Origin of the sequence: Pseudomonas monteilii NBRC 103158 = DSM 14164 (assembly GCF_000730605.1) — a bacterium.
In the GTDB taxonomy this organism is placed as follows: domain Bacteria; phylum Pseudomonadota; class Gammaproteobacteria; order Pseudomonadales; family Pseudomonadaceae; genus Aquipseudomonas; species Aquipseudomonas monteilii.
On sequence record NZ_BBIS01000025.1, the window covers coordinates 56,368 to 77,291 of the forward strand.

The following is a 20,924-nucleotide window of genomic DNA, read 5'->3' on the forward strand; positions in this document are numbered from 1 at the left end:
TATCTGGCGTTGTACACGCTGTTTTCAAGACTTGATGCTTGATGGAAGGCACTGGCTACGCTGACACAGATGAGGTCTGAAATGGTTTTCGAACCCAGAAGCAGTCGTTCCTTACTCCAAAGAAGAAGCAGCGTAAGTAACGCCATTCAGGCAGGGCTCGATGGCATTGCAGTCACCGGTATTGCCTGGTATCTCATCTACGACCAGTTTGGTTACATTACCTCCGATTATGTAATCATGCTGCTGTTGCTGATTGGCGCACTGGCCGTCATTTACGACCATTATGCGATCTACCGCACCAATGTCGGGCTTTCGATCAAAGCCTTCCGCCTGTTCAAGGCCTGGTCGGCAACGTTCTGTTTTCTCGTGGTCATGGCCTTCCTGACCAAGCAGAGTGAAACGTACTCGCGTTTGTTGGTGGTGCAGTTGTTCATCATTGGCTACATCGCGCAGTTATTCCTGCACTTTGCCGTTCGTGAACTGCAAAAGCGTTTTACCGCCCATGCACGCCTGGATAACGCGCTGATTATCGGCGACGGCGACCTGGCGAATTTTCTTTATCAGAAAATCAGCAACAACCCCTGGTTTGGTGAACGGGTATTGGGGTGCGTACTGCTCGACAAGGGCGACGGCCAGGGGCGTGACAACGGCGAGGGAAAGCAGCGCCTGCCTGTGCTGGGGCACATTGCAGACCTGGATGAAATCGTCGCGCAGCATGGCATACGCACCGTTTACCTGGTCACGCCGCTCGGTGGCTCCGAGGTCATCAACGATGTGTACTTCAAGTTGCTCGACAAGTGCATCGCGGTGAACTGGGTGCCGGATATCTTTTCGTTGCGCCTGATCAACCACAGTGTGCGGGAAATTGCCGGGATTCCTGTGCTGACCTTGTCGGAAACGCCCCTGACGGGCATGAGCCTTTTCCTGAAAAACCTAGAGGACAGGGTGCTGGCAGCGGTGATTCTACTGTGCGCTTCGCCCGTGTTGCTGACGGTTGCACTGGCCATCAAACTCACCAGCCCCGGGCCGGTGTTCTTCCGCCAGGAACGCACGGGCTGGACCGGGGAATCGTTCCGGATCTGGAAATTCAGGAGCATGCATGTCCACCAGCCCGAAGGTGGTGTGGTCAAGCAGGCACAGAAGGATGACCCGCGGCTCACCAAGATTGGCGCCTTCATTCGTCGTACCAGCCTGGATGAATTGCCGCAGTTGTTCAATGTACTGACCGGGGAAATGTCGCTGGTCGGGCCGCGACCGCATGCGTTGCAGCATGACACCTTGTATTCGCAGGACATCGTTGATTACTTCGCCCGCCACAACATCAAACCAGGCATGACCGGCTTGGCCCAAGTACGTGGCTTCAGGGGAGAGACCAAGGATATCGAGCAGATGATCCAGCGGGTGGACTCGGACATCGAGTACATCAATAACTGGTCGCTGTGGCTGGACTTCGTGATTCTGGTGCGTACCCTGAACGCCTTTACCGGCAAGCAGGCTTACTAGTCATAAAGCTGGCGAGATCCCTGTATGAGCGTACAGGCTGGCTATTCCTTGTTCAGCGGGTGCAATTCCCGGAATCCTCGCGCTTCCTCCACCAGCCAGTCATGCACCGCCCGCGCCCCAGGCTGGTTCAGCCCGCCTGGCGGGTAATGCACCACGTAGCGTTTGTGGTTGGCGATCGGAACGCCGAACGGCACGATCAATGCGCCGCGCTCCAGCTCGTCATTCAACAGTGTGCGACGGGCGATTGCTACGCCGATACCGGCGATGGCCGCTTCGATGGTCAGGTGGTTGCGGTTGAAAGTGTGCCCACGCCGCACATCCAGGCCAGCGGCGCCAATACCCTCTAGGTAGAACTCCCACTCCGCATACTCCGAACTGCCACGCCACGCCGTGATGTCGTGCAGCAGTGGGTAGTGCGCCAGGTCCGTCGGCCCATGCAGCGGCGGGCGCCCGCGTAGCAGGGTAGGTGAGCACACCGGAAAGATCTGCTCGTCCAGCAGCGGTGTCGAGAGCATGCCAGGGTAGCTGCCATCGTTCAGGTCGATAGCCAGGTCGAAATCGCCTGGGGTCAATGCCTGGGCACTGTCCTCGGCCACCAGGCGTAGCTCGATGTCCGGGTAACGCTGCTGAAAGCGCGGCAGGCGCGGGGTAAGCCATTTGGCCAAAAAAGACGGGATCGAGCGCACGCGCAAGGTGCCGCGGATTTCTCCGACATCCAGGCGCAACAATTCGGCCTCGATGCTGCCGTAGGCTTCTGCCACTGTCTGGGCCAGGCGTTGCCCTTCGGCGCTCAGCTCCACACCGCGCGCCCGACGCAGGAACAGCCGGTAACCCAGGCGTTCTTCCAGCTGGCGCATCTGCTGGCTGACAGCACCTGGAGTGATGTGCAGCTCTTCGGCGCAGCGGGTGAAGGACAGGTGCCGGGCTGCGCAGGCGAATACATGTAGCCAGACGAACACCTGACCATTGAGTTGTCGTCGCATCGTTTAGTACCGCTAAAGCCTTGCTTAGAAAGATTCGTTGGTCATTCGTGAATGAGCGCGTCAGTATCGCGCAAAATCGCAATACCGCTCAATTTCTTCAGATAACCGTGCCGTGGATTCATCTCAGGGTACGGTCAGGCATTAGCATGGCTATCAGTGTTTTCGACCTTTTCAAAATCGGCATCGGGCCGTCCAGCTCTCACACCGTCGGCCCGATGCGGGCAGCAGCGACGTTCGCCCAGGCCCTGCGTGAGCAGGGGCTGCTGACGCAGGTAACGCGCGTTGAAGTGCGGTTGTATGGCTCGCTGTCGGCTACCGGGGTTGGCCATGCCACCGATCGCGCCTGTCTGCTGGGCCTGATGGGCCAATGGCCAGACCGGATCGACCCGGCCACCATCGATTCGCGTATCAGCCAGGTACTGCAGGAGCGTTGCCTGATATTGGATGGCAGCCACCCGCTGGCCTTCGAGTATGGCCGTGACATGTTGCTGCTCGACGAAAACCTGCCTTATCACCCCAATGCCATGAGCCTGGAGGCGCTGGACGGGCAGGGCAGCCTGCTGTGCCAGACCTACTACTCAGTGGGCGGTGGGTTTATCGTCGAGCAGGCCGAAATCGATGCCCCTGCCGCCGAAAGCAACGCAGTGATTTTGCCGTATGAGTTCGACAGTGCGGCCCAGCTGCTGACCTTGTGCAAAACCCACGGTTTGAGCGTTGCGCAACTGATGATGGCCAACGAACGTGCCTGGCGCCCGGAAGCCGAAGTGCGTGAAGGCTTGCTGCGTATCTGGGCGGCCATGCAGGAGTGTGTTCAGAACGGCCTGCGCAACGAAGGCATTCTGCCGGGTGGGCTGCATGTCAAGCGCCGCGCTGCGCGGTTGCATCGTAGCTTGCAGGAACTGGGCAAGCCCAACGTGATTGGCTCGACCCTCAGCGCGATGGAGTGGGTGAACCTGTTCGCCCTGGCGGTCAATGAAGAGAATGCTGCCGGTGGGCGCATGGTCACTGCACCAACCAACGGTGCGGCGGGCATTATCCCGGCGGTGCTGCACTACTATATGAAGTTCAACCCCAGTGCCAATGACGCGGATGTGGTGGACTTCCTGCTCGGCGCCGCAGCGGTCGGTATTCTTTGCAAGAAAAACGCGTCGATCTCCGGGGCCGAAGTCGGTTGCCAGGGCGAGGTAGGCTCAGCGTGTTCGATGGCCGCTGCCGGCCTGGCCCAAGTGCTGGGCGCAACACCGCCACAGCTTGAGAACGCCGCCGAAATTGCGCTGGAGCACAACCTCGGGCTGACCTGCGACCCGGTCGGCGGCCTGGTGCAGGTGCCGTGCATCGAGCGCAATGCGATTGCTGCGGTGAAGGCGATTAATGCCGTACAGATGGCGTTGCGTGGGGATGGCGAGCACTTCATCTCACTTGACCGGGTGATCCGCACCATGCGTGATACCGGGGCGGATATGCATGCCAATTACAAGGAAACTTCGCGTGGCGGTTTGGCGGTTGCATTCGTAGAGTGCTAACAGGCTAGATCTGGATTAGGGCCGCAAAGCGGCCCTAAACTTAACGAGCCTTCTGCTTCGCTGCCAGGAAGCTGGCACGCATGTCTTTCGCCCAACCATCCAGCACTGGCTTTACGTCATTCAAGGTCAGCTTCTGGGTATCGTTCTCCAGTTCCTGCCCCGTGCCTTTGCGCACCACCTGGGCCAGCACCTTCTGGCTGGCACCATCAAGGAACGCTGCCTCCACGCCGACATCCACTTCCTGATCACGGCCACCCATGGCCGTGTTCACACCCGCCGAAATCAGTGCGATAGGGATGACTTCGTACGGCTTCAGGCCTTCGTTGCTGGTCGACACCGCTGTAATGGCGGGGCGCACCACGATCACTCCCGGGCCTGGCCCCTTGGCCAGCGGCAACACGCTGCCCATTTCACGGCGCAAGGCATCATTGAAGTAACGCGTGATTTCTTGCAGCGTCTGCTGCGAAATCACCGCCGTTGGTTGTGGCTTGGGGTAGAACTGGCTGGGCTCGATGAACACCTGGCTGTACTGGTTGACGTTAACGTTGGGGTCGATCCAGCGCATCACCGGATCACCCGAAGGGCTTTTGGCTTCCTGCAGGCGGCTGTAATCCTTGAGGAAGCCGGAATAGTCCTTGGGGTCCACGCTTTTGCTGGAGCAGGCGGCCACGGCAAGCAGCGCGGCGCACAACAGGGTAATGCGAGGCAGTGATTTCATGATGGAGATGCATCCATGAGATGGTCGGCCAGAACAACGCTAGCAGGTGCGCGGCAGTTGGCCAGTGGGGGCGTTCAATCTGGACAATGAATTGCGGTGCCTGGTTTGTCTGGCGCCGCAATTCATGTGCTGGACTCACCCCAACGCTTCGCGCAACCGGTACCACAACATGCCCAGTGCCAGTAGCGGCGAGCGCAGTGCCTTGCCGCCGGGGAAGGTCAGGTGTGGCACGGCGCTGAACACATCCAGGCCATGGCTATGGCCGAGGGCGATACTTTCGGCCAGCAGTTTCGCCGTCCAGTGCGTCACGTTCAGCCCATGCCCGGAGTAGCCTTGGGCGTAGTATACGTTCGGGTGCTGGCTCAGGCGCCCAACCTGGGGAAAGCGGTTGGCGGTGATGCCGATCATGCCGCCCCACTGAAAATCGATGCGCACATTGGCCAGCTGGGGGAACACCTTCAGCACCTTGGGCCGCATATAGGCCGCGATGTCCTTGGGGTCGCGCCCGGAATAGTGGCAGGCGCCGCCAAACAGCAGGCGGCGGTCGGCGGTGAGGCGGTAGTAGTCCAGGCCGACCTTTTGGTCGCACAGCGCCATGTTCTGCGGGATCAAGGTGCGGGCTAGCGCTTCAGGCAATGGTTCTGTGGCTACCACGTAACTGCCGGCCGGTAGCACCTTGCCGCTTAACCGGGGCTCCAGTTCATCGAGGTGGGCGTTGCAGCCCAGTACCAGGCTGCTTGCCCTCACTTTGCCTCGGGCCGTGTGCAGGGTCACGGTGGGGCCGTGCTCGATGCGCAATACCGGGCTCTGCTCGAAAAGGCGCACACCCATGCCGTGCGCGGCACGGGCTTCGCCCTGGACCAGGTCGAGTGGGTGCAAGTGGCCCGAGCCCATGTCGACCAGGCCGCCGGCGTACTGGTCGCTGGCGACAATCTCGTTCAACTGCCCCGCACCGACCAGGCGTGTTGCATGGCGATAACCCAGCGCCGCGAGGTCGTCCTGTTCATCCTTGAAGGCAGCGAACTGGGCAGGTGTATTGGCCAGCTCGCAGAAACCCCAACGCAGGTCGCAGGCAATACCGTAGCGGGCGATACGCTCGGCGACCAGCGCCACCGAATCGATGCCGGCCTGCTTCAGGTAACGCACGCCGTCCTGGCCAACATACCGGGCGAAACCACTGACATCGTGGCCAATACCGCGAATCAGCTGGCCGCCATTGCGCCCACTGGCGCCCCAGCCGATGCGCCGGCCTTCCAGCAGCACCACCGAAAGGCCACGCTCGGCGAGCTCCAGGGCGGTATTGACCCCGGTCAGCCCGCCGCCGACCACGCATACGTCAGCCGTCAGTTCGCCGTCCAGGCTGGGGTAGGGGGCCGCATCGCGCGCCGTGGCGGCGTAGTACGAAGCGGCGTGTTGAGTATTGAAAGACATGGGCGTTCTCGACTCAGCGGTTGGACTTGATCTTGCTCCAGGAGCGGGTCATGACGCGCATGATCTTCGGGCTCGGGGTGCTGGAGATGTACAGTTTGTCCAGCACGTCCTGGGGTGGGTAGATCTCAGGATTGCTGACCAGCGATGCATCCATGTAGGCCTTGGCGTCCGGGTTGGCATTGGCATAGCCGACGGTTGCGCTGACCTTGGCGATCACTTTGGGGTCGAGCAGGTAGTTGATAAATGCCAGGGCCTGCTCGGGGTTGCTGGCGTCCTTGGGGATGGCCAGCAGGTCGAACCACAGGTTGCTGCCTTCCTTGGGAATGCTGTAGGCCACTTTCACGCCGTTCTTCGCTTCCACGGCACGGTTGGCGGCCTGGAACACGTCGCCGGAGTAGCCGAAGGCCACACAGACATCGCCATTGGCCAGGTCGGAGACGTATTTGGATGAATGGAAGTACGTGATGTAGGGGCGCAGCTCCAGCAGGCGGGCTTCGGCCTTGGCGTAGTCGGCCGGTTTTTCGCTGCGCGGGTCCATGCCCAGGTAATTGAGGACAGCAGGGAACAGTTCATCGGGCGAGTCCATGAAGGCCACGCCGCACTGTTTGAGCTTTTTGAGGTTTTCCGGCTCGAACAGCACCGCCCACGAGTCGATATGGTCCACGCCCAGAGCCGCCTTGACCTTGTCGACGTTGTAGCCGATGCCATTGGTACCCCACAGGTAAGGCACCGCGTACTGGTTGCCGGGGTCGTTCTGTTCAAGCTGCTTGAGCAGCTTGGGGTCCAGGTGCTGCCAGTTCGGCAGCTTGCTGCGGTCCAGCGGCAAGAAGGCACCGGCCTGGGCCTGGCGGGCGAGGAAGTGGTTCGACGGCACCACCACGTCATAACCGGTGCGCCCGGCCAGCAGTTTGCCTTCAAGGGTTTCGTTGGAGTCGAACACGTCATACACCACCTTGATCCCGCTGCTGGCCTGGAAGTCGGCCAGGGTGGTGTCACCAATGTAGTCGGTCCAGTTGTACACGCTGACCGAAGGGGTGGCGTGGGTGGTCGTGGCGAACAGCAGGGTGAGTGCAGCGGGTATCAGGGCTTGTAGATGACGCATGGGGACACCTCGTAGGTCTTGTTCTTCGAATTCGGTGCAGGGGGGCTAAGCCCCCCAAGGTGGGTCAAACGCTGAGCATCAGGAACTCGCGCTCCCACGAGCTGATCACGCGCTTGTAGTTCTCGTGCTCGGCCCGCTTGACCGCCACGTAGCCCTGGACGAACTGCTTGCCCAGGTACTGCTGCACGGTTTCGCAGTCTTCCATGTGCTGCAGCGCATCCTCGATGGTGATCGGCAAGCGCAGGTTGCGCCGTTCGTAGGCACGGCCTTGTACCGGCGCGCTGGGGTCGATTTGCTCGACCATGCCCAGGTAGCCGCACAGCAGGCTGGCGGCAATCGCCAGGTACGGGTTGGCATCCGCACCCGGCAGGCGGTTTTCCACGCGCATCGCCTCGGGGCTGGACGTGGGCACACGCAAGCCCGCGGTGCGGTTTTCTTCGCCCCACTCGACGTTGACCGGTGCCGAGGTGTCCGGCAGGAAGCGGCGGAACGAGTTGACGTTGGGCGCGAACATCGGCAGCAGCTTGGGGATGTACTTCTGCAAGCCGCCGATGTGGTGCAGGAACAACGGGCTCATGCTGCCGTCTTCATTGGCGAAAATCGGCTTGCCGGTGGCGATGTCCACCACGCTTTGGTGCAGGTGCATGGCGCTGCCCGGCTCGTCGGTGATCGGCTTGGCCATGAAGGTAGCGGCGACGTTGTGCTTGAGGGCTGCCTCACGCATGGTGCGCTTGAACACGGTGATCTGGTCGGCCAGGTCGAGCGCGTCTCCGTGGCGGAAGTTGATCTCCATCTGCGCCGGGCCGTCTTCGTGAATCAGCGTATCCAGGTCCAGGCCCTGGATCTCGCACCAGTCGTAGACGTCTTCGAACAGCGGGTCGAATTCGTTGGCGGCATCGATCGAGAACGACTGACGGCCGCTTTCGGCACGGCCAGAGCGCCCCAGCGGAACCTGCAGTGGCAAGTCCGGGTCTTCGCAGCGCTTGGTCAGGTAAAACTCCATTTCCGGCGCGACGATCGGCTGCCAGCCTTTGTCGGCGTACAACTTGAGCACCTTCTTCAGCACGTTGCGCGGCGACAGCTCAATGGGGTTGCCTTGTTTGTCGAAGGTGTCGTGGATCACGATCGCAGTCGGCTCGATCGCCCACGGGATCTGGTACACAGCGCTTGGGTCGGGGCGGCAGACCATGTCGATGTCGGCGGCGTCGAGCAGGTTGTAGTAGATGTCATCGTCAACGTAGTCGCCGGTGACCGTCTGCAGCAGCACGCTTTCTGGCAGGCGCATGCCACGTTCATGGAGGAACTTGGCGGTGGGCGCGATCTTGCCACGGGCAATGCCGGTCAAGTCGCTGATCACGCATTCGACTTCGGTGATGCGGTGTTCTTTCAGCCAGGTGTACAGCTGATCGAAGGGGGCGTTCATACAGACCTCTTGGTTGGGTTTTAGTGTGGGAACGCGTAAGCCCGAGAAAGCCGTCGCAGGGTTTCCGGGGCATCACGCTTCCCAGGTGACGCGCTGGAGACTATCTTGGTCGCAGCCCACCGGGGCAATCTATCCACTTTCTTCAGTAACGAATGCACCAAAAGAGTGCGTACAGGACAATGCGTGACAACCGCCAATGCGTTGCAGGTCCAGGCTTTTCATACCACCGACGTTACCGAGCAAGTGCGCGCCACCCCTGGCTGGCAGCAACAGTATCGGCAGATGTCACCCGGGCATTTCAGCGGTGAACTGCGTTGCCTGGGGCTCGATGGTGTGGAGGTTTACGAAGAGCGGCTGAATACCCGGGTGGAGCAGTTTTTCCGTGCGCCGAGCGGTTCGCTTGCGTTCTGCTTCGACCGTAGCGAGAACAGCCTGTACCTGCTGAACGAGCAAAGCCGCAATATCTGGATCACGCCGGAGAACTACCAGGAAGTGGCGGTGGTGTTCGATCAGGCCTTTCTGGCCCGCCATGGGCTGGACCCGCAGCGCCTCGAAGGTTTATTCATGGTGCCATTGGGCAGCGGGCAGAATGCCTTGTTCGGTAGCTGGCTGAGCGCCACGCTGACGCGCCTGGGCGAGGCGGTTTGTCCGCTGCAGGGGCAGGCCTTGGCGGAGCAATTGCTGGAGGACTGCCTGTTCATACTCGACAATGCCTGCCAGCGCTTGCAGGGTGTGGCGCTGGGGCGTCGTGACGAAGAGCGGGCGATCATGCGCCGGGTCAGCGAATGGGCGGCCGACTGCCCGGAAGAGACACTGAACCTGGTGGAGTTGGCGGGGGTTGCCGGGGTTTCCCTGCGCCAGTTGCAGCAGGCGTTCAAGGCATTTACCGGCATGCCGCCGGCGCAGTGGCTGCGGTTGCGCAGACTGAACGGTGCGCGGCGCGACTTGTTGCACGGTGGTGGCGTAACGGTCGCCGAAGTAGCGATGCGCTGGTCATTCTGGCATTTGGGAAGATTTTCAGAGAGTTACAGACAGTTGTTCAAGGAGTTTCCCAGTGAGACGTTGAAGCGGGGCAGGGGTTAAACCCAGCATTTCCTACTGAAAGTTGCTATCGTGCCGCCCTGTTTCCACCCGAGGTGCCGATGTTTTACCTGCCTTTGCCCAGCGACCAGGCCGACCGCCTCGCCAGCGAACTCAACACCGACTTTTTCACCACAGCCAGCGTGCTCGACGCCGCCGCGGTGCTGTTCGTGCAAAACCTCCCACGCCAGCCCGGCACCGCATCGGCCGACGCACAAGAGCGCCGTTTCGCCGAAATCGTGCGCATCGCCAACGAAGTCGAAAGCGCCGCGCCCGGGCGTTTCCAGGGCCAGGTGGCGCAGCACTTCGATCGCGAAGCTTTTGCCATGGGCCTTGGCATGCTGGGTGAAAACGGCATTGCCCTGTTGTCGGCCGAGGTGGAGTACACCGTAGACGAGCTGCTGGATGCTGAAGGCCAGTGGAGCTTCCAGTTCGCCGACACCTACCGCCAGCGGGCCACACCGCTGCACCCGGTGTACTTGCCGTCCCTGGCCAGTGACCTGATGCTCAGCGATCAGCAAAACCGCCTGCTGCGCGAATTTCTCAGTGGCATAGACGAGTCGGTGGCCGTGCAAGGCTTCGCGGGCACCGGCAAGACCTTCCTGATTCACCAGTTCGCCCGGCTGCTGGAGCCACAGCGCACGTTGCTGCTGGCACTGACCGAGGGCCAGTTGCGCGCCCTGCAGGCGCGGGTGAAGGACGCTGCCGCCTACACCGCGATGACCTTCGGCCAGCTGGCAGACGAGCTGCTAAACCGCGACCTCACCAGCAATGGCTGGCGTTTGCGCGACCCGTACCGTACCAAGCTGTCGTGGCGCCCGCAGGACGCGCAGGTGGTGCGCTGGCTGGCCATTCCCGACATCGGCCCAGTTGCTGCACGCGATGTCGTTGCCTTGTGCGTGCGCGCCGTGCGCACGTTCTGCCACAGCGCCGATACCCAGCTGCAATTGCACCATTTGCCATGGGCCGGGCCGGGCACCTCGCCGCTGGACCAGGAGGTGCTGCTGGAAAAGGCGAGGTCGTACTGGCAGGAACTGATTCGCCCGTCGGCACGAGAAATCCAGCTACCGGTGCGCGACTACCACCGGGTAAAGCTGCTGTCACTGACCGACTATGTGATCGACAGCCGTTATACCCACGTCATCGTCGACGAAGCCCACGAGCTGTCCGCACCGATGCTTGCCGTGCTTGATCGCAGCCCGCAGTCGATCATTGCCCTGGGGGACGAGCTGCAGAACCTCAACGGCCTCAGTCCGCACCATGGCGGTTTCATTCGCCAGCGCTGCATCGACCATTCGCTGCGTGCCGGGCCGGCGATGGACAACGTGCTGAACCCGCTGATTCAGGCGCACCCGGCCGCGATTCAGGCCGCTTTCAGTGGCAGCGCCGAGCACTACACCCGGGTCAGCTTCTTCGATGCCGTGACGGTGCCGGAACAGCCCACGGCGCTGATCGTCGATGACGAATGGGGCCTGTTTGGCTGGTTCCAGCGTCTGACACACCAGGGCGTGCCGTTCGTGCTGCTTAAAAGCGCGCGCAAGGACTTCGAATTGTTCGTCGAAGACTGCATCGAGTTGTACCGTTACGGCACGCGGCCCCGGCACCCGATGCTGTTCCGCTATGCCAGCTGGCAGGCGTTGGAGCAGGACAAGGGCGACGACAAGGCCTTCGTTGCCGTGGCCAACATGCTGCGCAAGGGGTACACGCCTGAGCACTTTGCCAAGGCCAAGAGCCGTTACCGTTGGGACAAGGCACCCAAGTTGTTCCTGGGGCGGGTAAGGGACGTGAAGAACATGGAATTCGCCCGGGTGATGGTGTCGCCGGAGCTGATGGTGGTGCCTCAGGTGGCGGGTAACCGCAATGAGCGGGCGCGGATGCTGGCAGGGTTGTACACCGCCTGTTCGCGGGCGCGGCATGAGTTGATCGTGCCGGGAGGGATGCTGGATTGGGTCAAGGACCAGGTTCGCGATTGAAGCTTTTGGGGCTGCGAAGCAGCCCCAAAGGTTCTGAATCAGTTGCGGTCCAGCCACACCGTCTGGGCATTGGTGAACTCACGCACACCAAAGTGCGACAGCTCACGCCCGAAACCGCTCTTCTTCACACCGCCAAACGCCACGCGGGGATCGGAAGCGCAGTAACCGTTGATGAACACACCACCGGTATCCAGTGCTGCGGTCATGCGCTCGGCCAGCGCATAGTCGGCGGTGTAGATGGTCGCGGCCAGGCCGAACTCGCTATCGTTTGCCAGCTCCACCGCATGGTCGGCATCACGGGCAGTGATGATCGCGGCCACCGGCCCGAACAGCTCCTGCTTGAACGCCGTCATGCCCGGCGTGACGTTGGCGAACACGGTCGGCGCGTAGAAGTTGGCCACGCCCTCGACTTTGTTGCCGCCAAGCAGCAGGGTGGCGCCTTCGGCGAGGGTCGCTTGCACCTGGCCGTCCAGCTCATCGCGCAGGTCGTAACGGGCCATCGGGCCAATGTAGGTGTCGTCGTCCAGTGGGTTGCCCACTTTCAGTTCACGGGTGGCTTCAACGAACTTGCGGGTGAATTCGTCAACGATGCTTTCTTCGACGATCAGACGCTTGGCCGCGGCGCAGACCTGGCCGGTGTTCTGGTAGCGGCCGATGACCGCAGCCTTGACGGCGGCATCCAGGTCGGCGTCGGCCAACACGATGAACGGGTCGGAACCACCCAGCTCCAGCACGCACTTCTTCAGCGCGGCACCGGCCTGGGCACCGATCGCCATGCCGGCACGTACGCTGCCGGTTAGGGTCACGGCGGCAATGCGCGTGTCGTTGATGGCGCGGGTGACGCCATCCGGGGTCACGTTCAGCACTTCGAACACGCCCTCTGGCAGCCCGGCATCCTTGAACAGCTCGCCCAGCAGGTAGGCGCTGCCCATCACGTTCGGCGCATGCTTGAGTACATACGTGTTACCCGCCAGGATCGCCGGCACGGCGCCGCGCAATACCTGCCAGACCGGGAAGTTCCAGGGCATCACGGCCAGGATCGGGCCAAGCGGACGGTATTCGATACGGGCTTTTTCAACCTGGGTAGGCTCAGGCGCGAGCATGGCTGGGCCGTGCTCGGCGTACCAACGGCACAGGCCAACGCACTTGCTGACTTCGCCACGGGCCTGGGCGACTGGCTTGCCGATTTCGCGGCTGATCATCTGGGCGAAGGCTTCGGCTTTGGCTTCGAGGGTGCTGGCCAGGGCGAGCAGGTACTCGCTGCGCTGACCCAGCGACACTTGGCGCCACTGGCGGTAGCCAACCTTGGCACGTTGCAGCGCCGCTTCCAGTGCGGCGTCGGTGTCGAACGGGTAGGCGCCGATCTGCTCGCCGCTGTACGGGTCGAGGGAGATGGCGTGGGTCAGACTGCTGATCGCGCTCATGGCGGACACTCTCGTTGTTGTTAATTCAGTGACGCCAGACTAGTGGGCTATGGCTTTAATGAAAACTGAATAATAATGAGCGAAACATTCACGTTTGGAGAAAGGCTGTGGACCTGGTGCAACTGGAGATCTTCAAGGCCGTGGCAGAGCAGGGCAGCATCAGTGCCGCCGCGCAGCACATCCATCGGGTGCCGTCGAACCTGACCACACGCATCAAGCAACTGGAGCAAGACCTCGGCGTTGAACTGTTCATCCGCGAAAAGAGCCGCCTGCGCCTGTCGCCTGCCGGTTGGAATTTTCTCGAATACACCCGGCGCATTCTCGACCTGGTTCACGAGGCGCGTTTGACCGTGGCCGGTGAAGACCCGCAGGGCACCTTCGCCCTGGGCTCGCTGGAAAGCACCGCGGCCGTGCGCATCCCGGCGCTGCTGGCGGCCTACAACCAGCGCTATCCCAAGGTCGACCTGGACCTGTCTACCGGCCCTTCGGGTACGATGCTGGAAGGCGTGTTGTCGGGTCGCCTGGTGGCGGCGTTCGTCGATGGCCCGGTGCTGCACCCGACACTGGAGGGCATGCCCGTGTTCGAGGAAGAGATGATGGTGATCGCGCCGCTCAACCATGCCCCGGTTACCCGTGCACAGGACGTGAACGGGGAGAGCATCTACGCCTTCCGCGCCAACTGCTCCTACCGCCATCACTTTGAAAACTGGTTCGTGCAGGACCAGGCGGTGCCGGGCAAGATCCACGAGATGGAGTCTTACCACGGCATGCTGGCCTGCGTCAGCGCTGGCGCAGGCCTGGCCATGATGCCGCGCAGCATGCTCGACAATATGCCCGGGTGCAGCACCGTCAGTGCGTGGCCGATGTCGGAGGATTTCCGCTACCTGAAAACCTGGCTGGTGTGGCGGCGGGGCACGGTATCGCGCAGCTTGAGCATGTTTGTGAAGCTTCTTGAAGAAACGCGTATAACATCCTGATATTCCTATAAATATACGTTCGCATCATGAGTTAGAGCCGAATATCACGAGGGTAACCACATATCGGCACGAACACCGGTACGCCTGAAGGATCAGAGACTAGGTAAGCCATCCTCTGAAGGAGGGACGTACCATGCGTAACCATCACTATGCCCTTGGTGCGGCACTGCTGGTCGCCTTGGCCATGCCATGGACCTTGGCAGCCGCCGCCAACCTCAATGCCCCCATCGATATGCAGGCCGTTCAGTTACAACCACAGGAACAGAACGGCGTGCGCTTTCTGCAGGGAGGCATCGGCCAGGATGAGGCCAACGCCCTGCGCAAAACCCCAGGTTACGACTTGCACGTAGAGCTTTCTAAGGGGCCGGAAGGCAAGTTCCAGAGCGGTGCCAATGTCGATATCCAGAACGCCCAGGGGCAGCCCGTACTCAGCGTCATGGATGCCGGGCCGCTGCTGTATGTGCAGTTGCCGCCTGGCAAATACAAAGTCACCGGTAACGCTCAAGGGCAGACGGTGCAACAAATGGTGACTGTTAACGGAAAAGCCCCTACGACGGTGAGCCTTAACTGGCGTTAATGGATAACGGGCAGGAGTACGCATGTACTCCTGCCGGGTCGGAGCACATCGCCATGAACCTGAGCCTTCAACTGGAGATGTTGGACGAGCGGGGTTATGCATTGATCCCGGGTGTGCTCGAACCCCTGACGCGGAGTACGACTGCAGCCCTGCGCACGGCGAGGCCCATCTTGAAGAAGCGAATTAGCCAATAGTGGCATTTCACTTTCAACTTTCTGATTATCTGGACAATAATCAAAAAACTATTACTTCGTGTGACCGGCACTGGAAGTGCCGGGCACTACATAAGATCGAGGGGCTCAAGCCCCCGCTTGCCGTGTAGACCATCAGGAGAGTTGTTGATGAAAACCCGTCTGGCAGCATCGCTGGCCGCCGCAGTGCTGGCCTTTGCAGGGGCCAGCCTGGCCCACGCCGCTCAGGTGTCCGGTGCCGTTGGCGCCACAGGCCAAGGTGACATGACCTACCGTATTGGCATGTCGTTCGACTGGGACAAGAAATGGATGGAAAGCAGCACCGGTTATCTGAGCGGGTATTGGGACGCCGCGTACACCTACTGGGAGGGCGGGGACGCCAGTGGCGCACATTCGCTGTCGTTCAGCCCGGTGTTTACCTATGAGTTCAGCGGTTTCACCTACACGCCGTACATCGAGGCCGGCATTGGCCTGGCGGCGTTCTCCAAGACCGACGTGGGCGATCAGCGTCTGGGTTCTTCGGTCAACTTCGAAGACCGCATCGGTTTTGGCTTGAAGTTGCCGGGGGAGCAAAAGGTGGGAATCCGTGCGATGCATTACTCCAATGCGGGCATCAAGCAGCCCAACGACGGGATCGAGTCGTACTCGCTGTTCTACAGCAAGGGTTTCTAGCAGTTTGGGGCCGCCAGGCGGCCCCACACCCGTCAGAAGGTATACGAAACCCCAGCCTGCACTGTCCGAGGCGCCCCCGGGTACACATAGCTGTTGAACGCCCCCTCGTCATAGCCTTTGTTGAACACGTTTTTCACATCCAGGTTCAGACGGACGTGTTCGTTGACCTGGTAGAAGCTCAGCAAATCGACCACGGTGTATTGCTCCATGGTGTAGGTCGTCGCGGCGGTCTGGCCTTGACGATCATCCACATACTTTACGCCAACGCCCAGGCCCAGCCCCTTGGCCACGCCATCCTGGAATTCATACGTGTTGAGCAGGCTGAAGCTGTTGCGCGGGATGTTTGCCAGGCGCGTGCCGGTCGGCAGGCTGGTATCCTTGGTGACTTGGGCATCCACGTACGAATAGCCACCAATCACCCGCCACTCAGGCGTGATGTTGCCGGCAACGTTGATGTCCAGGCCACGGCTGCGCACTTCGCCGGCTGCGATTTTGTAGGTGCCGGTAGGGTCGCTGGGATCGTTGGCCAGCACGTTTTCCTTGACGATGTGGTAGATCGCCGCGTCAACGCTCAACTGGCGATCAAGTGCCTCCCATTTCACACCCAGTTCGTAGGACTTGCCTTTCTCGGGGTCGAAACCACGCCCTGTTGCACCGGCAGGCGCGCCACTATTGGGCTTGAATGAGCGTGCGGTGTTGGCATAGACCGCGACGGTATCGGTCAGGTCAAACAGCAGGCCGAACCGCGGGGTTACACCGTTCTCGCCTTTATCGAAGTTACCCGCACTGTTGAGCTTGTTGACATAGTCATGTTCAAAGCGTTCAAAGCGCACACCTGCCAAAGCTTTAAGGCGCTCGGTCAGGGCAACCTGGTCCTGAACGAAAAATGCCCAGGTTTTGAGGTTTTCCTTGTCATGGGTGGTGGGTGTACTCAATAGGGCTGGGCGCGACTGGTCATATACCGGATCGAAAAGGTCGATTGGATAGGACGTTGGAGTGGTAGCCGAACGCTGGATGATCGAGTTGTAGTCGTAGTCTTCGTACTCGACGCCTGTAAGCAACGTATGGCTGAAACCACCGGTGTCAAAATGCCCGGTCAGGTTGAGCTGGTAGTCGCGGTCGCGCCATTCCAGCTTGCGGTAGTTGAAGTTACGCCCCAGGGTCCGGCCATCGGCCTGCAAGCGGTTGGCCTCGATGGCGTTGCCCTTGAGGGTACCGTCCAGCCACTGCATGCCGCCGCCCAGGGTCCAGTCATCATTGAGCGCATGCTCGAAACGCAACTGCGCCATGTTGTTATCGTTGTGCAGCATGTTGTCGCTGCCTTTGCCCCAGATGTTGGTATCGCGCGAGGCGCTGCCAGCCTGGTTGGTGTAATGCGTCAGGCCACGGTCAAGCGGGTGGTTGTTACGCATGAAGTCGCCTTCAAAGACGATTTTGGTCGCATCGTTCACCTGCCAGCTCAGCACCGGCGCGACGTCGTAGCGTTCGCTTTCGATGTTGTCGCGGAAGCTGTCGCCACCTTCGCCCAACACATTCAGGCGATAGGCCAGGCTGCCGTCCTGGTTCAAGGCACCGGTGGCGTCGAGGGTGGCGCGGTGCATGCCCTGATCGTCGAGCTGGCTGCCCAGGGTTACCTGCTGTTCAGCCTGCGGCTGCTTGGTAACCACATTGAAGGTGCCGCCGGGGTCGCCACGGCCGTACAGGCTGCTGGCCGGGCCACGGATCACTTCCAGACGCTCGACGCTGTTGGCATCAGGCGCATTCGGGTAACCGCGGTTCATTGGGAAGCCGTTGCGGTAGTACTCGCCAGTGGTGAAACCACGGACAGTGACCGTGGTCAGGCCCTGCCCGCCAAAGTTGTTGGCGCGGCCCACGCCACCGGCATAATCCAGGGCGTCTTGCAGGCGGGTGCTGGCCGTATCGGTCAGCACATCCTTGGGCACCACGCTGACCGACTGCGGCGTTTCGTGCAGCGCCGTGTCGGTGCGGGTGGCGCTGGCCGAGCGGGTGGCCTTGTAGCCAAAGACCGGGCCGTCGGCGCGTTCGCTGTCGGCGTTGCTGGTGATGTTCAAAGCCTGGAGTTCAATCTGGGCAGGGTCGCTGAGCGGTTCGGGCTCGGCAAAGGCCAGCGGGGAGACAGCATGAAGCACACAAAGCGAAACGAACGTGCGACGCATCGACGGTACGATCCTGGAGTAAGGCGCTGAGGGAAAGGGTAGGGAAGCGCCGCGAAATTACTACGAATCATTATCAAATGCATTCTTTTTGTGTAGCACTGGTGTACCAAATACCAACCGGTGAAATACACGCCGGTCTCTACGCGGGTAAGCCGCTCCCACCTTTAATATCCCTAAGGGAGCGGGTTTTCCCGGGAAGCGGCCGGTCCAGATATGCCAGAACTCAGTGAACGGCCTTGATCGCCAGCACATTACACAACGGATGCTCCAGTACATGGGCCGTGGTCCCGCCCAGGAACGTCTGCATCGCGTCATGCCGGTGGCTGCCCATGACAATCACATCGGCCCGGCTGTGGCCGACAAACTGGGCAATCGCCCTGATCGCTGCTCCTTCCAGGAAGTGCCTGCGCTCCAGCGGAATCTGATGATGGTCACCCAGGCGGTTGAACGCTGCCCGCTGCGCGGTACGCACGCTGCTGTCGAAGCCAGGCATGGTTACCGTACCCGCACCAAAATCGGCGATATGGGTCTTGGCTGCATCGCACACATGCAGCAGATGGAGCTCGCCGTTGCATTGCAGCGCCAAGGCATGGGCAGTCCGTATGACCTGTTCATCCAGGTGTTCACCTGCGCCGTGGCTGTTCAGGTCCACCGCTGCGGCAATCTGCCGGGGCAGGGGCAGGCGGATGTCGCTCACCAGGTGCACGGCGACCGGGCTGTCCTTGAGCAGTTGCCAGTCCAGGGGCGTGACCAGCAGGCGTTTGAGAATCGGTTCGTGCTGCACGTCCTTGACCAGCAGGTCGCAACCCAGCCGCTCGACCCGCTCCAGCACACTGCCCAGCGGGTCGCGGGTCAATAACAGCTCGGTGGACACGTCCAGGCCTGCATCGCCCAACTGTTCGGCCTCGTCCGCCAGCCACTGGCGGTTGTCGCTGAGCAGCCGCTCACGTTCGCGACCATCGCTCATCAAGCCAAAGGTGTCGACATCATCGACGAAAACGTTGATATCCAGCAGTGCGCCGCTGGACTCCGCCAGCGCCGCTGCGCGTTGCAGCGCGGGCGTATGGCGCATTTGCGGGCCGAGCATGACGAACAAACGCTTGAACTGGCTCATCTCACACCTCCACGTGTGGCAGCCCCCCGGTGCTCTGGTCTTGTTCAGTCTAGTTCGCTTCAGGCTGCATGAGCAGCAGGCTGGCGATCGGGTATGATGCTGCCCCTAATCATTGTCCTGAGGCCGTCCCATGTCCCTGAGTGCTGAACAGATCGGTGAATTGCGCACCTTTGCCGAGCAGTTGGCCGATGCTGCCGCTGTGGCGATCCAGCCTTATTTCCGTGCCAGCCTGGCTGTCGAGGACAAGGGCGGGCGTTTGTACGACCCTGTCACCGTAGCCGACAAGGCGGCGGAAGACGCCATGCGCGAGCTGATCCAGGCCCGTTACCCCGACCACGGTATTCTGGGTGAGGAAGCGGGTGTCGCCGTCGGCAGCAGCCCGTTGACCTGGGTGCTCGACCCAATCGACGGCACTCGTGCCTTCATCACCGGCCTGCCGCTGTGGGGAACGTTGATTGCCCTGAACGACGGCACGCGCCCAGTGGTTGGCGTGATGAACCAGCCGTTCACTGGCGAACGCTTTGTCGGCACCCCTGAAGGTGCGTGGCGCAGCGGCACGCCGCTGAAAACCCGTGCCTGCGCCGACCTGGCCTCGGCCACGCTGATGTGCACCACCCCCGACATGTTCGATACCGTCGAGCGCAAGGCTGCGTTCGAGGGCGTTGCCGGCCGGGCGCGGTTGATGCGTTATGGCGGTGATTGCTATGCCTACTGCATGCTGGCTTCGGGCTTTGTCGATGTGATCGTAGAGGCCAGCTTGCAGCCGTATGACGTGCAGGCATTGATGCCGATCATCGAGGGAGCAGGTGGGGTGATTACGGCTTGGGATGGTAGCTCGGCGCAGCATGGTGGTTGCGTGGTGGCGTGTGGTGACCCGGCGTTGCATGCGCAGGTCGTGGAGATGTTGCGCCACGCCATGTAGTTGAAGCGTCGCCCGCAAATCCCCAACCACTGCACTTTTTCCGTTTTCGAGGCTCTATGCTTGGCCAGGCTGCCTTGACCCCCAAGGCAGCCGCCGAATATCGACCCGGTGCCGATGGTTGCAAGCTACCCAAGTTTCTTCTCCCGCCTGTTGCTGGCAGGCGCCCTCACATGCCTGTGCGCCTGCACCCAGGAGCAAGGCCGTGACATCGTTAATCAGTTCGGCAACGGCAAGCCCAGCGAGCTGTTCCAGACCAGCGTCGACCGCATGGCCACGCTGTCCATGCGTGACAACCTGCAAAGCCTGTACCTGCTGATGAACAAGCTGTACCAGCGCAATCCCAACCAGTGGAAGATGTCTGGCTACATCGACGCCGCCACCGCCGAGCGACAGATCCGCATCGCCATCGAGCAACGCCAGCCATTGCCGCAACTGGGCAACCGCCGCGACCTGGCGGCATTGAGCTACGCCCTGAGCCCGGAGTTTCGCGGTGATCGTGTTGGCGCCTTCATTTACGCCATCGGCAGCATGCTGATTACCGCGCATGGTGGGCGTACCGATTTCTACATGACCGATACCATCGACCCGCTGTTCGTCAACAACGCGGCGCGCAATATCGAGAAGGCAACCTGGATGCTCAGCCAGCGGCAGGACGCGAATGGGGTGCTGCTCCTGTTCTCCAACGAGATCTCCGAAGAGGGCAGTAACCTGAGTTTTGCCGTGGAGTTTGGCAAAATCGTTGCGCGGCTGGATCTGCTGGCGGAGTTGCTGGATGAGCGTTATCGGCGGATTGGCCTGAATTACGCGCAAAGCCTGCTGTTGATGAATTTTCTGCCGGTGCAGTGAAAGATCGTCAAATCATATTGATATTTTTGCTAGTTACATAATTATCTTGGTGTGCCATTGCTATGTGGTATTCCATGCTCAGGATGTTGTAATTACCGTTCGATAAACGAACACTGGTTTCACTCGGCATGTCCGCTATCCGCCCATCCAATCCCTTCTCCACATTGCCCAACCCCCACCTTTTTGCTGTAGTGTGGCTATCCGCCGGTTGTCGCCTGCCCCCGCGACCCGCAACCGGCCCGATAGAATGACCGTGACGACCGCGACCACTGCCCACAAGGCGGCAGG

The 20,924-nt window shown here is 61.0% G+C and carries 17 protein-coding genes; 9 read left to right on the top strand and 8 right to left on the bottom strand.

Going from position 1 to position 20,924, the window contains the following annotated elements; all coding sequences use genetic code 11:
• Positions 1–81: 81 nt before the first annotated feature.
• The gene (locus PM2_RS14350; protein WP_019096272.1) at positions 82–1,503 is read left to right on the top strand and encodes an undecaprenyl-phosphate glucose phosphotransferase; all 1,422 of its coding nucleotides are present in this window, start codon (positions 82–84) and stop codon (positions 1,501–1,503) included.
• Positions 1,504–1,544: 41 nt separating this feature from the next.
• Here the strand turns inward: PM2_RS14350 and PM2_RS14355 are convergent, their stop codons facing one another.
• Positions 1,545–2,486: a LysR substrate-binding domain-containing protein gene (locus PM2_RS14355; RefSeq protein ID WP_028699180.1), complete on the bottom strand. Its 942-nt coding sequence runs from the start codon at positions 2,484–2,486 to the stop codon at positions 1,545–1,547.
• A gap of 146 nt (positions 2,487–2,632) precedes the next feature.
• Between PM2_RS14355 and PM2_RS14360 the strand changes: the two genes are divergently transcribed.
• Positions 2,633–4,009, top strand: a complete 1,377-nt coding sequence (locus PM2_RS14360; RefSeq protein WP_028699181.1) for an L-serine ammonia-lyase — start codon at positions 2,633–2,635, stop codon at positions 4,007–4,009.
• A gap of 40 nt (positions 4,010–4,049) precedes the next feature.
• Here the strand turns inward: PM2_RS14360 and PM2_RS14365 are convergent, their stop codons facing one another.
• The 4 genes from PM2_RS14365 to PM2_RS14380 form a co-directional block, all read right to left on the bottom strand.
• A complete protein-coding gene (locus PM2_RS14365) occupies positions 4,050–4,727 on the bottom strand; it encodes a DUF3313 domain-containing protein (RefSeq protein ID WP_028699182.1) in 678 nt (225 codons plus the stop codon).
• Positions 4,728–4,862: 135 nt separating this feature from the next.
• The gene (locus PM2_RS14370; protein ID WP_016715277.1) at positions 4,863–6,158 is read right to left on the bottom strand and encodes an NAD(P)/FAD-dependent oxidoreductase; all 1,296 of its coding nucleotides are present in this window, start codon (positions 6,156–6,158) and stop codon (positions 4,863–4,865) included.
• A gap of 13 nt (positions 6,159–6,171) precedes the next feature.
• Positions 6,172–7,260 carry a polyamine ABC transporter substrate-binding protein gene (locus PM2_RS14375; RefSeq protein WP_016715276.1) on the bottom strand — a complete coding sequence of 363 codons (1,089 nt, stop codon included), beginning with the start codon at positions 7,258–7,260 and terminating at the stop codon, positions 6,172–6,174.
• A 64-nt stretch (positions 7,261–7,324) separates the two neighbouring features.
• A complete protein-coding gene (locus tag PM2_RS14380; RefSeq protein WP_016715275.1) occupies positions 7,325–8,683 on the bottom strand; it encodes a glutamine synthetase family protein in 1,359 nt (452 codons plus the stop codon).
• Positions 8,684–8,866: 183 nt separating this feature from the next.
• Between PM2_RS14380 and PM2_RS14385 the strand changes: the two genes are divergently transcribed.
• The gene (locus PM2_RS14385; protein ID WP_016715274.1) at positions 8,867–9,766 is read left to right on the top strand and encodes a helix-turn-helix domain-containing protein; all 900 of its coding nucleotides are present in this window, start codon (positions 8,867–8,869) and stop codon (positions 9,764–9,766) included.
• Between the two features lie 59 nt (positions 9,767–9,825).
• A complete protein-coding gene (locus PM2_RS14390; RefSeq protein ID WP_028699183.1) occupies positions 9,826–11,736 on the top strand; it encodes an AAA family ATPase in 1,911 nt (636 codons plus the stop codon).
• Between the two features lie 38 nt (positions 11,737–11,774).
• Here the strand turns inward: PM2_RS14390 and PM2_RS14395 are convergent, their stop codons facing one another.
• Complete coding sequence (locus PM2_RS14395; RefSeq protein WP_019096266.1) at positions 11,775–13,160, bottom strand: aldehyde dehydrogenase family protein; 1,386 nt, start codon at positions 13,158–13,160, stop codon at positions 11,775–11,777.
• 107 nt (positions 13,161–13,267) lie between these two features.
• Here PM2_RS14395 and ptrR point away from each other — a divergent pair, with 107 nt between their 5' ends.
• The 3 genes from ptrR to PM2_RS14415 all read left to right on the top strand — a co-directional run bounded on the left by ptrR (position 13,268) and on the right by PM2_RS14415 (position 15,577).
• Entirely contained in the window at positions 13,268–14,137 is an 870-nt protein-coding gene (ptrR, locus tag PM2_RS14400; protein ID WP_016715271.1) for a putrescine utilization regulator PtrR, read from the top strand.
• A 133-nt stretch (positions 14,138–14,270) separates the two neighbouring features.
• On the top strand, positions 14,271–14,714 hold the full coding sequence (locus PM2_RS14405) for a hypothetical protein (RefSeq protein ID WP_016715270.1): 444 nt from the start codon (positions 14,271–14,273) through the stop codon (positions 14,712–14,714).
• Positions 14,715–15,055: 341 nt separating this feature from the next.
• Complete coding sequence (locus tag PM2_RS14415) at positions 15,056–15,577, top strand: acyloxyacyl hydrolase (RefSeq protein ID WP_016715268.1); 522 nt, start codon at positions 15,056–15,058, stop codon at positions 15,575–15,577.
• 32 nt (positions 15,578–15,609) lie between these two features.
• On the opposite strand, the gene PM2_RS14420 is transcribed toward PM2_RS14415, so the two are convergent.
• Together PM2_RS14420 and PM2_RS14425 are read right to left on the bottom strand one after the other, a co-directional pair.
• The gene (locus PM2_RS14420; protein ID WP_028699184.1) at positions 15,610–17,754 is read right to left on the bottom strand and encodes a TonB-dependent siderophore receptor; all 2,145 of its coding nucleotides are present in this window, start codon (positions 17,752–17,754) and stop codon (positions 15,610–15,612) included.
• Between the two features lie 223 nt (positions 17,755–17,977).
• Positions 17,978–18,868, bottom strand: a complete 891-nt coding sequence (locus PM2_RS14425; RefSeq protein ID WP_028699185.1) for a universal stress protein — start codon at positions 18,866–18,868, stop codon at positions 17,978–17,980.
• A gap of 130 nt (positions 18,869–18,998) precedes the next feature.
• Between PM2_RS14425 and hisN the strand changes: the two genes are divergently transcribed.
• Together hisN and PM2_RS14435 are read left to right on the top strand one after the other, a co-directional pair.
• Positions 18,999–19,790 (top strand): histidinol-phosphatase, encoded by a 792-nt coding sequence (hisN, locus tag PM2_RS14430; RefSeq protein ID WP_019096260.1) that lies wholly within the window; start codon positions 18,999–19,001, stop codon positions 19,788–19,790.
• 114 nt (positions 19,791–19,904) lie between these two features.
• A complete protein-coding gene (locus tag PM2_RS14435) occupies positions 19,905–20,636 on the top strand; it encodes a hypothetical protein (RefSeq protein ID WP_016715264.1) in 732 nt (243 codons plus the stop codon).
• Positions 20,637–20,924 lie beyond the last annotated feature (288 nt).

What these genes read in the sequence shown, in the direction of transcription:
- PM2_RS14405 (WP_016715270.1), top strand. Translation starts at nt 14,271, where the DNA reads ATGCGTAACCATCACTATGCCCTTGGTGCGGCACTGCTGGTCGCCTTG.
- PM2_RS14355 (WP_028699180.1), bottom strand. Translation starts at nt 2,486, where the DNA reads ATGCGACGACAACTCAATGGTCAGGTGTTCGTCTGGCTACATGTATTC.
- PM2_RS14370 (WP_016715277.1), bottom strand. Translation starts at nt 6,158, where the DNA reads ATGTCTTTCAATACTCAACACGCCGCTTCGTACTACGCCGCCACGGCG.
- PM2_RS14425 (WP_028699185.1), bottom strand. Translation starts at nt 18,868, where the DNA reads ATGAGCCAGTTCAAGCGTTTGTTCGTCATGCTCGGCCCGCAAATGCGC.
- hisN (WP_019096260.1), top strand. Translation starts at nt 18,999, where the DNA reads ATGTCCCTGAGTGCTGAACAGATCGGTGAATTGCGCACCTTTGCCGAG.
- PM2_RS14360 (WP_028699181.1), top strand. Translation starts at nt 2,633, where the DNA reads ATGGCTATCAGTGTTTTCGACCTTTTCAAAATCGGCATCGGGCCGTCC.
- PM2_RS14395 (WP_019096266.1), bottom strand. Translation starts at nt 13,160, where the DNA reads ATGAGCGCGATCAGCAGTCTGACCCACGCCATCTCCCTCGACCCGTAC.
- PM2_RS14420 (WP_028699184.1), bottom strand. Translation starts at nt 17,754, where the DNA reads ATGCGTCGCACGTTCGTTTCGCTTTGTGTGCTTCATGCTGTCTCCCCG.
- PM2_RS14435 (WP_016715264.1), top strand. Translation starts at nt 19,905, where the DNA reads ATGGTTGCAAGCTACCCAAGTTTCTTCTCCCGCCTGTTGCTGGCAGGC.
- PM2_RS14415 (WP_016715268.1), top strand. Translation starts at nt 15,056, where the DNA reads ATGAAAACCCGTCTGGCAGCATCGCTGGCCGCCGCAGTGCTGGCCTTT.
- PM2_RS14380 (WP_016715275.1), bottom strand. Translation starts at nt 8,683, where the DNA reads ATGAACGCCCCCTTCGATCAGCTGTACACCTGGCTGAAAGAACACCGC.
- PM2_RS14365 (WP_028699182.1), bottom strand. Translation starts at nt 4,727, where the DNA reads ATGAAATCACTGCCTCGCATTACCCTGTTGTGCGCCGCGCTGCTTGCC.
- PM2_RS14375 (WP_016715276.1), bottom strand. Translation starts at nt 7,260, where the DNA reads ATGCGTCATCTACAAGCCCTGATACCCGCTGCACTCACCCTGCTGTTC.
- PM2_RS14390 (WP_028699183.1), top strand. Translation starts at nt 9,826, where the DNA reads ATGTTTTACCTGCCTTTGCCCAGCGACCAGGCCGACCGCCTCGCCAGC.
- PM2_RS14350 (WP_019096272.1), top strand. Translation starts at nt 82, where the DNA reads ATGGTTTTCGAACCCAGAAGCAGTCGTTCCTTACTCCAAAGAAGAAGC.